The organism is Hymenobacter lapidiphilus (assembly GCF_003417065.2).
GTDB lineage: Bacteria > Bacteroidota > Bacteroidia > Cytophagales > Hymenobacteraceae > Hymenobacter.
In genome coordinates this window covers 52,886-67,991 of record NZ_QVLT01000025.1, presented here as the reverse complement: position 1 = coordinate 67,991, position 15,106 = coordinate 52,886, and the positions used below count along the sequence as shown (strand labels likewise).

Annotated in this window: 12 protein-coding genes; 6 read left to right on the top strand and 6 right to left on the bottom strand. The window is 53.7% G+C overall.

What is annotated here, in order from left to right:
- Positions 1 to 1,598 (top strand): hypothetical protein (locus tag D0N36_RS14180; RefSeq protein WP_190242681.1); only part of this gene is annotated, 1,598 nt, incomplete at its 5' end.
- 97 nt (positions 1,599 to 1,695) lie between these two features.
- Here D0N36_RS14180 and D0N36_RS14175 read toward each other — a convergent pair.
- From D0N36_RS14175 to D0N36_RS14165, 3 genes are all read right to left on the bottom strand, one after another.
- Positions 1,696 to 2,760: a tyrosine-type recombinase/integrase gene (locus tag D0N36_RS14175; RefSeq protein WP_116942452.1), complete on the bottom strand. Its 1,065-nt coding sequence runs from the start codon at positions 2,758 to 2,760 to the stop codon at positions 1,696 to 1,698.
- Positions 2,761 to 3,051: 291 nt separating this feature from the next.
- The gene (locus D0N36_RS14170) at positions 3,052 to 4,038 is read right to left on the bottom strand and encodes a nucleotidyl transferase AbiEii/AbiGii toxin family protein (RefSeq protein ID WP_116942451.1); all 987 of its coding nucleotides are present in this window, start codon (positions 4,036 to 4,038) and stop codon (positions 3,052 to 3,054) included.
- Positions 4,023 to 4,772, bottom strand: coding sequence for a type IV toxin-antitoxin system AbiEi family antitoxin domain-containing protein (locus D0N36_RS14165; protein ID WP_176909912.1), 750 nt, complete (start codon positions 4,770 to 4,772; stop codon positions 4,023 to 4,025). Before D0N36_RS14165 ends, D0N36_RS14170 begins: the two co-directional genes overlap by 16 nt.
- A gap of 969 nt (positions 4,773 to 5,741) precedes the next feature.
- On the opposite strand from D0N36_RS14165, the gene D0N36_RS14160 reads away from it, so the two are divergent.
- The 3 genes from D0N36_RS14160 (at position 5,742) to D0N36_RS14150 (ending at position 8,386) form a co-directional block, all read left to right on the top strand.
- Positions 5,742 to 6,503: a ParA family protein gene (locus D0N36_RS14160; protein WP_116942449.1), complete on the top strand. Its 762-nt coding sequence runs from the start codon at positions 5,742 to 5,744 to the stop codon at positions 6,501 to 6,503.
- Positions 6,500 to 6,886, top strand: a complete 387-nt coding sequence (locus tag D0N36_RS14155) for a hypothetical protein (protein ID WP_147320910.1) — start codon at positions 6,500 to 6,502, stop codon at positions 6,884 to 6,886. Before D0N36_RS14160 ends, D0N36_RS14155 begins: the two co-directional genes overlap by 4 nt.
- 282 nt (positions 6,887 to 7,168) lie before the next feature.
- Positions 7,169 to 8,386 (top strand): replication initiation protein, encoded by a 1,218-nt coding sequence (locus D0N36_RS14150; RefSeq protein ID WP_116942448.1) that lies wholly within the window; start codon positions 7,169 to 7,171, stop codon positions 8,384 to 8,386.
- A 350-nt stretch (positions 8,387 to 8,736) separates the two neighbouring features.
- Here the strand turns inward: D0N36_RS14150 and D0N36_RS14145 are convergent, their stop codons facing one another.
- Together D0N36_RS14145 and D0N36_RS14140 are read right to left on the bottom strand one after the other, a co-directional pair.
- Positions 8,737 to 9,606: a hypothetical protein gene (locus D0N36_RS14145; RefSeq protein WP_147320909.1), complete on the bottom strand. Its 870-nt coding sequence runs from the start codon at positions 9,604 to 9,606 to the stop codon at positions 8,737 to 8,739.
- A gap of 1,109 nt (positions 9,607 to 10,715) precedes the next feature.
- Positions 10,716 to 10,886, bottom strand: a complete 171-nt coding sequence (locus tag D0N36_RS14140) for a hypothetical protein (protein ID WP_190242680.1) — start codon at positions 10,884 to 10,886, stop codon at positions 10,716 to 10,718.
- 1,411 nt (positions 10,887 to 12,297) lie between these two features.
- Here D0N36_RS14140 and D0N36_RS14135 point away from each other — a divergent pair.
- Positions 12,298 to 12,930, top strand: a complete 633-nt coding sequence (locus D0N36_RS14135) for a hypothetical protein (protein WP_147320907.1) — start codon at positions 12,298 to 12,300, stop codon at positions 12,928 to 12,930.
- Positions 12,931 to 13,113: 183 nt separating this feature from the next.
- Positions 13,114 to 14,286 (top strand): DUF5712 family protein, encoded by a 1,173-nt coding sequence (locus tag D0N36_RS19715; protein WP_242478925.1) that lies wholly within the window; start codon positions 13,114 to 13,116, stop codon positions 14,284 to 14,286.
- A gap of 269 nt (positions 14,287 to 14,555) precedes the next feature.
- Here the strand turns inward: D0N36_RS19715 and D0N36_RS14125 are convergent, their stop codons facing one another.
- Entirely contained in the window at positions 14,556 to 15,068 is a 513-nt protein-coding gene (locus D0N36_RS14125) for a hypothetical protein (RefSeq protein ID WP_116942444.1), read from the bottom strand.
- Positions 15,069 to 15,106 lie beyond the last annotated feature (38 nt).

Genomic DNA, 15,106 nt, shown 5'->3' with positions numbered 1-15,106 from the left:
GTGAACAGGCACCGGCCGAAATGATGCCCCTTATCGCGCTTCTTGCTCAAGCAGAAAAAGCAGAGATGTTGCACCACGTGGTTGACATAGATCCAGCTCGGCTACTGGGACTGGATAGCGCCTTTTTGATTCAGTGGCTTTTACTGTTAGAAGAAGGGGCGCGCCTTGACATACAGCCGCATTTGGTGCAAAGTCGCCGAAATGACCTGTTACTTGAATTATGGATAGGTGGCCACAGCGAATATTTTGATTTTGCTCGCTACTACCTGTTAGTTGCTACTCTAGCAAGAGAAGAGCAGTTTTTATTCCTGCGCAAAGTATTCGGGCTGATGGCATCAGGGGCTGTCCAACTAACCGTTGAGGATTTGGACTCGATACCCCGCCATTCCCTGGACGATGACAACCCGTTGGATCGGCGGCTGGACTACAGTATTGATTTGGTTCTGCGCGTGCTCACCAAGCTAAAGCGTAACTCAGCTTATCCAGGCGAAAACGATATTGTAGACTGCCTTATCGACTACGCAGGAAATTCAACCAAAGAGCTACTGCAATTCAGCCACCTGTTTGCGCACTGCCCCGGGCGCACTACTTTCAAATACGGCCGGCCCCAGGACATAGAGCACGTGTTTGCCATCATCGGTTCTAAAACTTATCCGGCGGCTTCTGACAAGTCTTACATCCTAGCCGGTGAGGAGCAGTTCCCGGTAGTACAGAATGCCATCATTTTTGACGGTAAGCGCTACCCCATTAAATGGCAGATCAAAGAGGAGACAATCTGGCCATGGAGCTATATCAAAGAAGCTTCCAACGGTAGCCGGAACGTCACCTGCTGCGAAGGGAAGAAAGCGTTGGTGATGGACAAGGTTACTGAAAATCCCTTCTGGTGGTGTTTTGGCCGCCCATGCCATAGAGCCAATCAGACGGATTCTTTACCAGCACAATGGCAACACTATGTGTTGAAGGATTTTATTCAGATTGCGGGGCTGCGATTTGAAGAGGAACCTTACTACCGGGTTATCGGGCTGATTAACCGAATCAATGAGTTACTGACCAAGCTGTACTGCACAGAGTGTGGCACGATGCTGCGTCCATCCGTAACTTCTGAATTCAATTTTTATCGTGTCACTAAATTCAACTGCACGGTTAACGAATGCTCGTTGCGCGGGAGGGTTATTTACTTAAACCGCTGCTTAAATGGCAACTGCGGCTCTATTATAGACAGTCGGATATCGGCACGGTGCAACTACGACGATCTGGGACATCTCAACTGGTCCGGTATGTATATATGTGATAACTGTGGAGGCTGTTGCTCAAAAAATAAGCTTCAGCAGCAGATAGACAAGTTGAAGCAGATATATGGTCCAGCAGTAAAGCACAACAGACAATACAGCTCACTGGTTAGGCAGATAGAATTGAAGTTATACCATGCCGATCATTTTAAGTCGTACTGTCATAAGTGCCTCACTCCGATGAAAAAGAATTATCAAAAATCCGACTATTATTGTCCTACGTGCGACAAGGTAAAATATGCTTATCCAGTTGCTTACCTGACCGTGTATAATAAGAACAGGGCAGTTGTTGTAGACGAGGAGCAGTAGGAGGGATAAAGCTCAGTCGGAGTGTTCGCAGCAAATAGCAGTTGCTTGGCCTACTTAGTATGCCGTAGACTTAAGGCTTAGTAATAATGAAGAATACCTATAGCCCCAAGGATTGAGCAGCATTGTAAGATACTACGTTGTTAAGCTGAGTGTAGCGCTCAATCATGGCATCCGTCTTCTGCTTGGTCTGGTTCTTAATGGCCTTGTGGGATTGCCCGTTGAGCACGGCCACAGTTACGAAAGACACGCGTAACGAGTGAGCCGAGTAGCCCGCCCCGAGGCGCTTTTGCACCAGCTTGTTGATGGAAATGTCGGAAAGCCGCTTGTCGGAGGGAATGGCCATCTGTCCGGGAGCCGCCCGGGGTATCTTGACAAATAGCGGCCCCGTAGTGCGCCCCAGCAGATTGAGCCAAGCCCGCAGGCAGCGCACGGGGCAGAAGTCCATGGTAGGCGCATAGAAAATGGCTTTATCCTCCACCGCGCCGTACTGGTTGGTTTTGCTTTTGGCCAGGTGTACCAGCAGGGCCCGCTCCGTAAATTCCAGCTGTTCGATGTTGAGCTCTACCAGCTCGGAGCGGCGGAAGGCTCCCGCGAAGCCGAGCAGCAACAGCGCCCGGTCGCGCAGGCCGGCTGACGTTTCCAGGTCGATGCGGCGAATAGCTTGCTTTAGCTCCTCCACAGTAAAGGCCTGCGCTTGATCCTGGCGCTTGCCCAGGGTCCGGGCAATGCCTTCCATGACCACGTTGAGCGCATCGAGCGTGGCCGGTAGCCGGTGGCCAGCGAGCTGGTGGGCTTTGCGGATGGCGGCCAGGTGCCGCTTGATGGTGGCCAGCGAATGGGGCCGGGTAAGGGGCTGCTGGCCTTTGCGCTTCTTGTTTTCCCCACGGCCCCCGTCGCCGGGTTCCGGAGCTGGCTTCTCCGTCGCCAGGTACGCCACATACTCGGTCAGCGTTTCCACGTCGGCCGGCAGCGCCCGCAGCCCGTGCCGCTCGCAGAAGGTGACGTAGCTTTTCAGGTCCGAGGTATAGGCGCGCTCCGTGTTGGCCGCGCCCTGCAGGCCGACTTCCAGGAAGCCGGCGACTTTGGCCGAGGCCCGGGCCAGCTGGGTGCTGACCGTGGGGGGAACAGTGGACGCGGGAACAATCGAAAGGTCTTCGCGCATGGAGTGTGTGTGCCGGGGTCCGTGGAGACTACTGAAGTTGGGAGTTCAATCCGTCCGTTGGGGCACACCTTATATATAAGTGTCGGAACTAGGTCAAACGGCCACTCTTTTCACGGGTAAATATAAGTTATGATAAGTAAGCATTATCATAAGTTAAAAACGACTGCGCATCAATGGCGGATAATCTTCCTCAGTAAGCGTTGGATGCCTAAGCTGAAGCGGTGAGGTGCGCTTCAGTTTATCATGCAGTCAATCTCTGAGTAAATTCTTGTCCAAACCCAGGTGCTCGCGTTAGAACGCATCGTAGTCGCGCAGCAGTCGGGCGATTCGCTGCATGGTGCGTAGTACTTGGTCAAACGCGGGAAGTGGGCTATGCAGCAGGCTTGGCAACTCCTGCTCGTAGGGCTGCTGGAGTTGCTGGAGGTTAGCCGCATCCTCGGCGTAGGCCCAGCAGGTCGATAATGGGTTCGTTTTCCATCCTCCGGTCGGGCCGGTTACCCCCGCCCGCGCATCGTCGCGCTGTACCGCGGTCAGTTGTTGCGCTAGGTTTGACCCGGTCAACAGTGCGATGATTTCAGGTTGACTAGCCAACTGGTGCAAGTCGTAGAGGTGACGGACTTTACGGCTGGCCTCCGCGACCGGGTCCTCTTCATAGGAAGCGCGCACCAGGGCCATAATTTTTTCGGCAAACGTGCGCGCGAGGCTCAGCACGTTGAAATCAAACGCGTCCAAACCATACTCCCGCACGGCTTCCGGCTGGCCCTGGTCCAGCAGATACTGCCCCAGATAGGAAATTAAGCGGCGTTTGCTGTGCGGTTCCGGCTCCCCGAATGCCGTTATCTCCAACAAGATGTGTTCCGTAGCAGTCGGCACCGGGTCGGTAAACAGGTGCGGGTACTGGTGGTACACCAGCCGGTTGTGGCCGCGCTTGCTCGTGGAGTCCGGCACGGCTATTTCCGGTAAGTTGCCCGCGGCGGTTTTATGGATTTCGCGGATGAGCTTTCTCAGCGCGCCGTCGCTCTGCTGGGCTGATCGGATAACAGCCAGGTCCACATCTTCCGAAAACCGATCGATCAATCCGTAACCTTTGGAAAGCGATGTGCCCCCTTTGAACACGACCTGCTCCGCCAGAGCCGAATCGGCCAGGTTGCGCAGCACCCAGGTCACCCAATAGTCTTTCTCGATAAAGCTTTGTCGCATTCCCCGCGCCGTGGCGGTGATGGTAATCAGGTTGCGAAAGTCCTGCTCGTGCACATGCAGGGTCATCGGATTTTCCATTGCGCGCGGTTCGATAGTGCCTGCTCGGATAGGCCAAGCTTGTAGGTCGTCAGTGGATTTAAACTGGCTTTAAGCTTGGCCGCCAACTTGTTTTCGCCTAGCCCTTCCAGTAGCGCGCCCAGTAGGGCGCGCGTTGCCGGATTGTAGTCCTGCGCCAGGCGGGCTAAGGTGGTCTTTTCAGCCAGCGGCAGTTGCTTCACCTGCTCCCGTAAGCGAGGCAGGGCCGCGGCCGGCGAGGTATCGGGCAGGCGTTTGATGTGCCGCAGGGCATCCAGCAGTTGGCGCAGCTTTACCTGCTCCGGCTTCATATCGCCCCGGCTGCGTACGAAGCGCACGCGCACGTTGCCGACTTTCTTCGGGCGTCCCGGCCGGGGTGTCGCAATTTGGATTTCCTGGGCTACCTGCGTTGTCAGGCCCAGGCGATTAAAGGCTGTTACACCAGTGGGATAGCCTCGCAGTTTCTTGTTGGGCATCTGCAGGAGCATCTGCAGCACCTGCTGCTCGGAAACCGGTACCGGGCCGAATCGGCTTTGCTTAGGGAGGCGATAGGTGCCCTTGGCCACCTGTTGCACTACACCTTGCTGACGCAGCCGGCTCAGGTTCACAGCCACCGTGCCCGGCGCGATGCCGAGGCTGGCAAAGTCGCTATAGCGCACGAGCGCGCCCGGCTCCAGCTTTTGCAAGCGGTTGAGCATTTTCTGGCGGGCGGTTGTCGATTGGGCGGTTTTTTTCATTGGTTGCCTCCTGCAAAGATAGTCATACTGTAAAGTTTTTCTACTGCAAAACATTACAAACTGTTCGAGGCGTTCCTAGATGGGGGCCTATTAAAAAGCGGAATAAATAGCACGTTAAGGAATCTGACCGGCCAGTAAGTCCGACAGTCAATCGGTTGGCTTGTCTACTATCCCCTTCCGATACGCATGGATGACCACACCTAGATGGCGCAGGTATTTGTAGAGCGTGACTTTAAAATACGTAGCTGCTGAGCAATCTCGTTGACGCCTAACTATTGCTCTTTGTAGAGTATCTCGGCTACGATAGCCGTGTGCTACGCCTGCTCCAATAACCTCTTCGGGCGACCACCCACCCTGCCCCGCTCGGGCGGTGGCTAGGCCGGCGTGAGTCAGCTCCCGAATCAACATACGTTCGAACTCGGCCAGCGAGGCAAATAGAACCCCAAAGAGATTGAACAAGAACTAGCCTTGCGTCGGAGCGCTGTTAATGGCATTGGTGAGCTAGGATCACCCCCACCCCTGAGGTGGTCTAGTATTGGCGGACAGAAGAGGGGCACATTTTTCTAGTACAAGCGGAAGTTGGAATGCGGCTGCCGGTGCTATTCTAGATTAAGGTGTCATCAACAAAGGCCATAACTACCTGATTTCCATGTACTGAGAACAATTGGCATACGAGCCCACTATCTCTGAAGCCTACATAATACACCTTCTTACTCAATAAATTGAGAGTCAGAAGAATGCCATTATACCCTGTTAAACAAACTTAAGATTCCTGAAGAAGTCAAACTTCCTGAAGAAGCTTAACTTCTTCAGGAATCTTAGGAAGAAGTAATTCTTAAAGAATTTTGTATTCCTCGACTTCTTGGGTATGTTTAAGAATCTAAAGAAGTATTACTTCTTCAACATATTAAAGAAGCATGAGAAGTTTCAATACTTTATCACTGCTTTCAGATCAGCCAAAGCTGTACCATGAAGATTATTGTATTCGCCAATCATAAAGGCGGAGTGGGGAAGACAACCTCCACTCTGAGTGTAGCACAGACACTAGCACGTGACGGCCATCGCGTATTGCTTATCGACTGCGATGCCCAGCGTAATCTCTCACTGGCTTTCCGCTTGCCGGCTGGCCATCCAGACTTAGGGCTGGTACTGGAGAAGAAGGCGCAATTAGCCGATATCATACTGGTAGTAGAGGAAAACCTTCACTTAGTCGCAGCTACCCCGGACCTAGACTATTTAGAGAAGATGGTTGGGCAACAACTCGGTTACGAGAGCATTCTACGCAAGGGCTTAGCCCCCTTACAGGACCACTACGACTATTGTGTAATTGATACACCACCTTCCTTATCCGCCCTCACTTACATGGCCCTAGTGGCATGTAACGCGGTCTTCATTCCTTGTCAGCCAGAGTATTTTGCTTACGAGGGGTTGAACAAGCTCATTCAGGCCTGTGAGCGGGTAAAGGAACTGTATAATCCCAACTTGACTATCGGCGGCATCTTCTTCACCAAGTACAGCAGCCGTTACCGCAAGAAGCTCCATCACGACGTGGTGGCCTTGATTGGTTCCAAGTATTCCGAAGCGCAGCTGATGATGGAAACAACCATCCGCGAAAACGTCTCACTGGCAGAAGCCCAGATCAAGAAGCAAAGTATCTACCGGTGGGCGCCAGAGAGTAATGGCGCCACAGATTATGAATCGCTCACCCAAGAAATCATTACCCGAGTATGAGTAAGCAAACCAAGAAGCCAAACTTCGGAGACGACCTCGATGCGCCAGCACTATCGTTAAATAACGATGCCCGTCTGTACGGAGTGAGGCGTGACATTACTCCGGCACCATCAACTGCAGCTACTGGGGGGGCATCAGAAGAGCCTGCTGCCCCCCCAGTAGCTGCTTCTTCTTTAATCTCTGAGGAAGAGTGGCTTAAGTTCAGCACCTTTTTGCGGCGTAGCACCTACGTGCGGTTAAAGCAGAGCGAGTACTGGGATCGGCTTGTATTGAAAAAGGCTGTCGATTCAGCACTTTGTGCGTTCTTAGATACAATGGAGGGATCAGACCGATCTCTGCCAGAGGGCGAGCAATACCGTCTTAATGGAAAGAAGCTCAAATAGTTAAAGTATAAATTAGTAAAAAAATTGCGGCGAAAAATCTCCAGTTTTTTACTAATTTATACTTGTACAAGAAGGTATTTATTAATGCCTACAAAATCGCCCTAAACAAGCTAGCTATTTACTTATACTATATTAGTTATTATAGAGGCCATAACTATCTGATTTTTTGTAAGATGCGAATACATATGCCTACAAAATCGCCCTTTCATACCTACAAAATCGACGTTTGATGCCTACAAAATCGACGTTTGATGCCTACAAAATCGCCCTTTCCTGGTTCATATGCCTACAAAATCGCCCTTAGTTCCGACTGTTGATAAAACGGTAGCGCAACACAATGCGCTGATTAATGCGCGGTTCAGTTTTGTGCCTCTGGAGATGCGATTATTCATCTCTTTGCTGACTCGCATTGAGCTAACGGATGAGCATTTCTGCGAACATTTCGTGCCAATGGCCGAGATTATCCATGAGCGTACTGGGGGCTCAGCCTACGAAGAGGTAAAGCAAATGTGTGATAACATCACCTCCCGCCGCCTTTACATTGAGAAGCTGGTCGACACGCAGCAGGGTACTCGTAAGCGCAGTAAAAAGCCAGACTTTGAGTTCATCCCACTCATGGCAAAGGCTGCTTACGAGAGCGATCGGGGAGGGGTAGTAGCATCCTTTAATCCATTGATTATGCCCTACCTACTGCAGCTGCGGGAAAGCGGTAATTTCACTCTAGCGCAGTTGGAGCAGCTGAATAAGCTCAAGAGCTTTTACTCCTATCGCATCTACTGGCTGCTGAAGGAATATGCTACGTTTAAAAAGCGTACGATCACTATCGCTCAACTGCGTTTCCTTCTGGATCTGCAGGACGGACAGTACCCACGCTTCAATAACCTGCGCACCCGCATTCTGGACAAAGCTCAGAGTGAAATGCAGCTAACCGATATGCCCTTTACCTATGAACTGCAGAAGCAAGGCAAGGTCGTATCGGAGGTAAAGTTCCTATTGACTGATCCCAATGATTCGGAACTCATACCTGCAAAATCGCCATCGAGCGAAACACCTGTGTGGGAACAAACGCTGGCACAAATAGGGGTAGGTAAGCAGAGCCTAGCGCTAGTAAGCCAACAGTTGGAAGCCGGCGAGTACGAGGTAGACTATATCGCCTATGTAGTGAGAATTGTAGAAGGTCAGTTTCGCAAAGGCAAGATTAAAAAACCTGCTGGTGCCATCTATAAAGCACTGATTGAGAAATACCTGTTCGCTGATTATCAACAGGCCAAAAAGGCTAGTGGCACGAAAAAGAAGCAGGTGACCGAATTAGCCATTAAGACCAACGAAGTTGCTTACCGACTGCGAGAGGTGCGGGAGATATATGACAACCCAGGACCTTATGCCCAGCGCCAGAAACGCGCTGATAGCTTCGAGCAACACCTTCAGCAAGTCTACCTACAGGACGGGTTTACACTAGAGCAGCGAGGAGGGGAGGATTGGATCATAAAGCAGGCTTGAGTGAGGGGGTCTAATAAATCTGGAAAGAATAGAAAGGTAGAACAGTGGCGTGCCCGGTGGAAGAAGACAGGCCAGGGTAGCGTAGTTTTGGATAGAACCGGCGAAGGGGAAGCAGAGGAAATTATCGGCGGCGGAAAAACAGCATCTGGCAGAAATCTGGGTCAGGGAAGAAATGGGCCAGCGTCAGAAATGCGGTGTAGCTCAAAACTAGGCCTAGCTAAAAATGCGGCGGGGGTAGTAGGCCTTCTTATTTAGTTGACGCCAAGGCGCGGAATCATGTACATACATGATTCCGCGCCTTGGGCCTGGATTAAAAGTTTAGTCTAAAAGTCGCATTTGGCGCGCAAGGGCTATGCAGGCCCTTGCTGTACAGCAAAGAGTTGGGCAAGTAGCGGGGAAGCAGTCAGCGACTGGTCGGGCTGGTGAAGTACCGGCACCTGGGATTCAGAGCCGAGCAGGCCAAACCAGTTGAGTCCCCGCTCAAACGTGCGCACCCCGTAGCAGTAGGTAAGCTGTTCCAACGGCGTCCGATAGGCCGGGTCGGTGAACTCGGCCAGCACAAACGGAAACGCCCGCTGGTAGTGCGCGGCGTAAAAGGAGACGGGGTGCGGCTGCTCTCCGAAGCGGGCGAGTAAGTACACCGAATACGCCCAGCCGGTTTGCCCCACCGTCTGCGAGGGGTAGCCGTCGTGCGAGGCCCAGAGAAAACGGTTGGTGAAGGTGTCCAACACGAGCGCCCACAGGGCCGGGCGATGAGCAGGGTCGAGTAGTTGGGCGCCTTTTTTGGTCAGCAGCAACTCGCCCCGTACCAGGCGGGCCAGCCCCGCCAGCCGGGTGGTCTGGTGCAAGGTGGTGATGGCCAGCGAATCGATTTCCCGGCTCAGCGTAAACAGCCCCGTTTCCAGCCCTTCTTCTAAGATGAAGCCGGAAGCGTAGAGTTCACGAAGATACTTGCGCGGCAGGGCCCCCAAGGGCGTCAGGCGCAGGGGTGTTTCCCGCTGCAGCAGGCGCAAGAAGGCTTCTGTCAGCCGCAGAAACGGGATCTGGTCTAGCACATCGTTTGGCAAATCGGCGTGCAATTGTACCACGCTGGCTGGTCCCAGCGGCTGGTAGAGCAGCGCGTGCATCTGCCTCGGGCTCAAGGCGCATAAGTCCGGCTGCGGCGTCTCGTTGTAGCGGTGCAGCGCCGCGGGCAGATCGGGCTGGGAAGGGAGACCCATACTACTTGACTTTAAGGGGAGGGGGACTTTTCGCTAATCTGGCAGCCGGCGGATCGCAGGATTTTGTAGAGTGTGTGGTAAGAGTCGATCTGAAGGTAGGCCATGAGCTGGCGCGTGGACTGCTGGCCCGCTTCGTAAAGTTCCTTGACTGCGGGTACTATCTTCTGGTAGCGTGGGACCCGGCCCGGCGCTGGCGTGCACGAGCGCAGCGTGCTCGTGCAGCGCCAGGGCGCAGAAAATCTGGAACACGAGCTGGTCGCCAGGCAAGGGGGTATCGATGGGGTCCTGTAAAGATACAGGGCTTACGCATCAAACATTTTAGCCTTCTCTTCTATCCCGTAAGGGCACATTGGATCCGAAAATCTGACGGCTACAACTGGTTGTAAAACGGTTCCAGAGGCAGCAAAGGCACTCAGCTAATTTTGATGCGTAAGCCCTGACCTGCAAAGGGAGTTCGATTTCTCCGACGAGGCGCTGAGCGATGCGCTACGCTTCGACTTGGGTGCGTTGCTCACCGTCGAATGGGAAGCCTCTGAAGGCTGAGAAACTATCACTCTAAATGCGACTCTTGGATCAAACTTTTAATCCAGCCCCAAAATCCAGCCGTTGATAAAAAAGACGACGAGTACCAAAAGTGGTTGGCTGAGGAACCAGCTATCAGCGACTGTAAAAATTTAGTGGAACACGCCAATTGGGTAAACCGGGAACCCAAAAGAAAAATAAAATTTGATACGGGAGGGGATAGGACGCCGGGTATGAGCGAGGAGGAGGCAGGATGGGGGCCGAAGGGGTTGGAGCATTTCTACGCTGAGCAAAAAGCACGACCGGAAAACCCAACAACAAAAATTAGACGGCCAGTGGGAGCGAAGAACAAGCCCAAATCGGATAATCTCGCTGGCCTTGAACCCGTGCTAAGAAAACCAAGGGCCGCCACGAGAAGCACACCGGAAGAAAAAGCCGTAACGATAAAACCAACCAAAACTGGAAAGGCAAAAACCAATGAGGCCTGATAAAACCCAAAACCGTAGCACACAAAAAAAGGCTAGTCAATGATGACTGGCCTTTTTCTTTTGGGAGTGATTAGCGATTTCTCTATTGCTGGAAATGCGCTATTCTTCGGTTCGGGAGGTGCTCGGTATCAGGTCCAGTTCGGAAAGCTCGGCCAGCATCTTGTTAGGAAATTCTATGCCGCGCTTGGTCTGGTAAAATGCCAGGTGACGGGCGACAGCATCTTTGATAAAGTCGGTGGTGCTGATTTCGTGCTTTGTGTCCTCTAACATAAAACTTACGAATCGAACCGCACGGAATTGCACAGGATTCTTATAATTCTTGGCGGGCCTGGATGCAGTCATGGGTAGGGGCGAGCAGATGCTGAGTGGAGCTGATAAGGAAGAAAATGGTTAAGCGCAGTAGTTGGCTCTTGGGGTAAATTGTGGTTTGGGTGGTGATGCGGTTTTGCGGCGGAGAGCTGTTTCAGTGAGTTGAGAATTTGGCGATGGTGGCCGGGGCTAATCCAGTTGATATGGTGCCGGCTTGAGGTACTGAGAAAGAAGGCCCGGCTTGTGTACTTATCTTTTCCCCACTGCCTTATTTTTAACATCGAGAGGCCAGGGGTTTTCAGGTACCAGTGAGGAATTGGTTTATAGCTTTTGGGGATAGATGAATTTTCAAGCCAAGTGATAAAGGCGAGCTTTGGGTTGCTGCTGTAAGGAGGCGGGGTGAAAGAGTCCTTGGATAAGCAGGGATGGGAGGAGCCGGGCAGCTTTGACAGGCAGGGGCAGGCTAGGGGCGGGGCTCAGTAATACTAGAAATGAAGCGGTGAAATTCGATAGGCCAGCTTTACCCAAACTTTTGGGAGCTGGCCTGATGTGTTTTTTTACTTAGTAGCTACTGGCTAAGATGAGTGCTTTTGATAATTCCTGGGAATCGAAGCCGGCCAGGGAGCAGCAGACTGATGCTCATAGATTCAGTAGCTCCTAAGGCGGGTCGGGTTTTTATAGTTACCAGTAAATCGAAAGAACTTTGAAAAGGGGCGGGGGCGGAGGGGCGCAAAAAAAGGGTTGACTTGGTTTGGGCCAGGTTGGGTTATTGATGCGTGAGAGGATGCAGCACGATTAGATGGGGGCGAGTAGTCCGGGAGCGATAGGTTCGCCAGAGTAGCAGAAAATTGACGCCTGGGAGAAGGCCAGTGATTGGAAGTAGCCAGTAATGGTTAGAGCTACCGGAGAAGCGTAGTGAGGCCAATGAGTAGCTCAGAGCCATAGTCGGCAGTGTAAGCGAATGGAATAGGAAGTAGAGCCGGCGTAGTGTAGATTGGGGACGACATAGGGTTTCTAAACAGAGCCATAGTCATTAGTTAGCGAGAGGAGGACCTGAAATCATCGCTACCGCGCTGATAATCAGGGACAAACATAGTTTGCCTTGGTAAAATAAATGCTACCGCATTGATAGTCAGGATTAAAAGCAGGTAATTAAAATGTTTTAAGCCCCTTTTAAAACGTAGCTGTTTATGTAAGTTACGAAGGAAGTGGTCATTTTTAATCTAACTCTTTGATTATCTGAAGCAAAACCAGGTAATAATAATTAATAAATACGAATCAGCTCATGGAACCAACCCCAAAGAAAAGAGGCCGGCCCCCCGGTAAAAAGACGGCCGAACAAATGGGCCCCACGGTTCACTTGGTACCGGAAGTGGACTTACTATTCACGGCTCACGCGAAGAAGCTCAAGCTGAGCAAAACCAAATACGCCAGCGCGGCGATTGCCTATTTTGCTGAGAATAGGCTCGACCCGACCAAGGCGGCGGCGCAGAGTTTTGCCCACGTCACCAAGACGGTGGCGCAGGAGGCGCGCTCGATTCGGGTGCAGAACGTGGACATTGGCAACCGGCTGATTTCGATACTGCGCAACTGGGAGAAGTCGCTCTACGGGTTCTTGCAGCAGCAGCAGGGCGGGACGCTCAATTACCTGGAGCAGATTGAAAGCGACATTCTCCGCCACCAGGTTTCTGTCGAAACCAACTACCTCGCCCCGATGGTAGAAATGCTGGTCAAGAGTAATATTGAAACCTACATCGCCCGCGTGCTCGTGGAACGAACCAACCTTCGGGTGCAGAACAAAGAGCAGACGGAATGGGCGGGGGTCAACAAGGGATTGAATGACGACCGCGACCAGCAGGTAGTAGTGCAGATGCGCGAGTTCATCAAAACCAACAACGTGCCCGCGCCAAGTCTGGCGGCCAAACCCCAGGTGCCGGTGCTGCCGCCCAAAGCGCCGGCAACCCCAGCGGCGGCAACGCCGGATGCAGCTGTCCCCCCCCAGTAGGGCGGCTCATCCCAGCGGCCCAGCGTCCGGTTGCAGCGGCCCGCGCTCCCAGCCGGCCGGAGCGCCCCGCCCGTTTTGCCGCTGCAACCGGCGCTACAACCCGGGAGGCAACAGCAACTTTTTGGCCTTACAACCGGGGGTGCAACCGCGCTTTTTTCTTCCGCTTTCTTCTCCCACCTGCCGATGTATGCCAAGGTAATCAACCCCAAAACCAACGGGCAAAAAGTGTATAACAACGCCGGCAGCTCCCAGCGGTGCGCCAACTATTTGGTGAAGGAAGCCAAGGAGGCCGGCGGCGAAGCCACCTTCTTTGGGGCCCCCGGCACCGAGGCAAAGACGGCCGCCGAGGTGGTAGCCATGCTCGACGGCAACGTGAAAGGGCTGGGAAAAGACGACCCCAAGTTCCACTCGCTCGTGCTGAGTCCGAGTTCCGACGAGCTGCTGCTGATTGGCAACAACCCCCAGGCGCTGGAGGAATACACCCGGAACGTGATGGACCTTTATGCCAAAAACTTCCAGCTCAAAAACGGGCGGGAGTTGGGCGAAGCCAACCTGGTGTGGGCAGCCACCATCCACCAGGAACGGAAAAACCGAGGCACTGACGAAGGGGTGCAGGGCGAGAAAAAGGACGGGCTGCAAACCCACGTTCACATCATGGTATCGGCCCGCGACGCCGACCAGAAAATTACGCTCAACCCGCTGGGCAGGGCTGACCGTTTCAACCGGGTGCAGTTCCAGGCCGAGGCCGTCACCCAGATGCAGGTGCAGTTTGGGCGGGTGGTGCCGCTGGGTATTGCGGCCAAGGAGCCGACGCGCCGGCAGCTGGTAGCGGAGAAAGTGGAGGAAATAACGAGCAAGGCGGCGGCCAACCGGAAAGAGAAAAAGCCACTGACCCCGGAGCAGATAGCCGCCAAGGATGCACGGCTCGACGGGCAGGTGGCGCGGGTAAACTCCAAGCTCATGGCCCACGAGCAGCTCGACCCAGCCCGGGTGAAAGACATTGCCAAGGAGCGCAAGTACGACAATGTATTCTATGCCACGCTGGGGCAAATCGAGCGCAACGCCGAGAAGGGGAAGGACACGCCCGACCCGTATGCCTACCTCACAACCGGGCGGGTAACCCGCGAACCGCAGCTCCGCATCGACCGCAACCGGGAGCCAAACACGGAGTTTGCCACCCGCCTGCCCAAGCGCCAGCAGGAGCCGGCCGAGTTGCCCGGCATTGCGGCATTGCAGCGCTCGGTCAACAAGCTGGGCAAGGCCCTGGCCGTCGAAGGCCGGACGCAGGACGTGCGCAGCGACGCAGAAAAAGAGCAGGAAAGGGTTACGGTGCCGGAGCGAGAAATGGAGTGGTAGAAGGAATGGATCCAGTCTTCCGGCTTTAAAAAAGGGATAGTGAGCGACTGGTGGGCCGGAGTTGGAGAGGTATCCCATCGGTTGACGTACTTCGACGATCGCGCATCCGTTCGCGTGGAGCGATCATCCGTCGCCAAACGTTAAAGGGCAGCTGTCGGGGTGGCCGGGCCTGGGGGCGCTGTGTTCCTATTAGTCTGGTTTACGGTCAGTATTTGCGCCGTTGATCGGACCAGTCCCCTAAGCGTGGTAGCTGGGCGTGGTTGGTTGAATCACAACTGGCTGGGCGGCTCGACCTCAAGCGCGTCATGGGCCACCGCTTTGGATTTGGTTTCCCGCAGTACACGCTCCACGACGCTATTGCCAATCGCCAGCCTTTCGATTAACGACACGAGCCGCCGGTTTGGAATTTGGGCACCATCTTTCAGTTCAGCGAGTAAGTCAGTGGCCGCCCGGTGATAGTAGTCTAATACGTCGGCCAGATAGTACGCATCAGCGCAGTAGATGGGTGGGGCTAGATCCGGCACCAGCGGTGAGCGGGCCACTCGCTGGGTCAGCCGGACCAGGTCCGCGTAGTCGAGCCATAGACCATTGCCGTCTTCCCACAAATCGGGCTCAAACGCGTGGAAGGCCTGCGCAAATGCTGCCACGGGCAAGGTGGGGAAGTGGTCGTGGAGCTGCTCGGCGACCCAGAGCACGGCCTGCGCGTGTTGGCCGGGCGTGGCCCAGCGGTAAGGGATGGTACGACTTTCGGGGCATGCCAGGGTCAGATTGGTGGATTGCATAAGAATGTAGTGAAGTAAGGAGGGCACAGGAGGGGAAT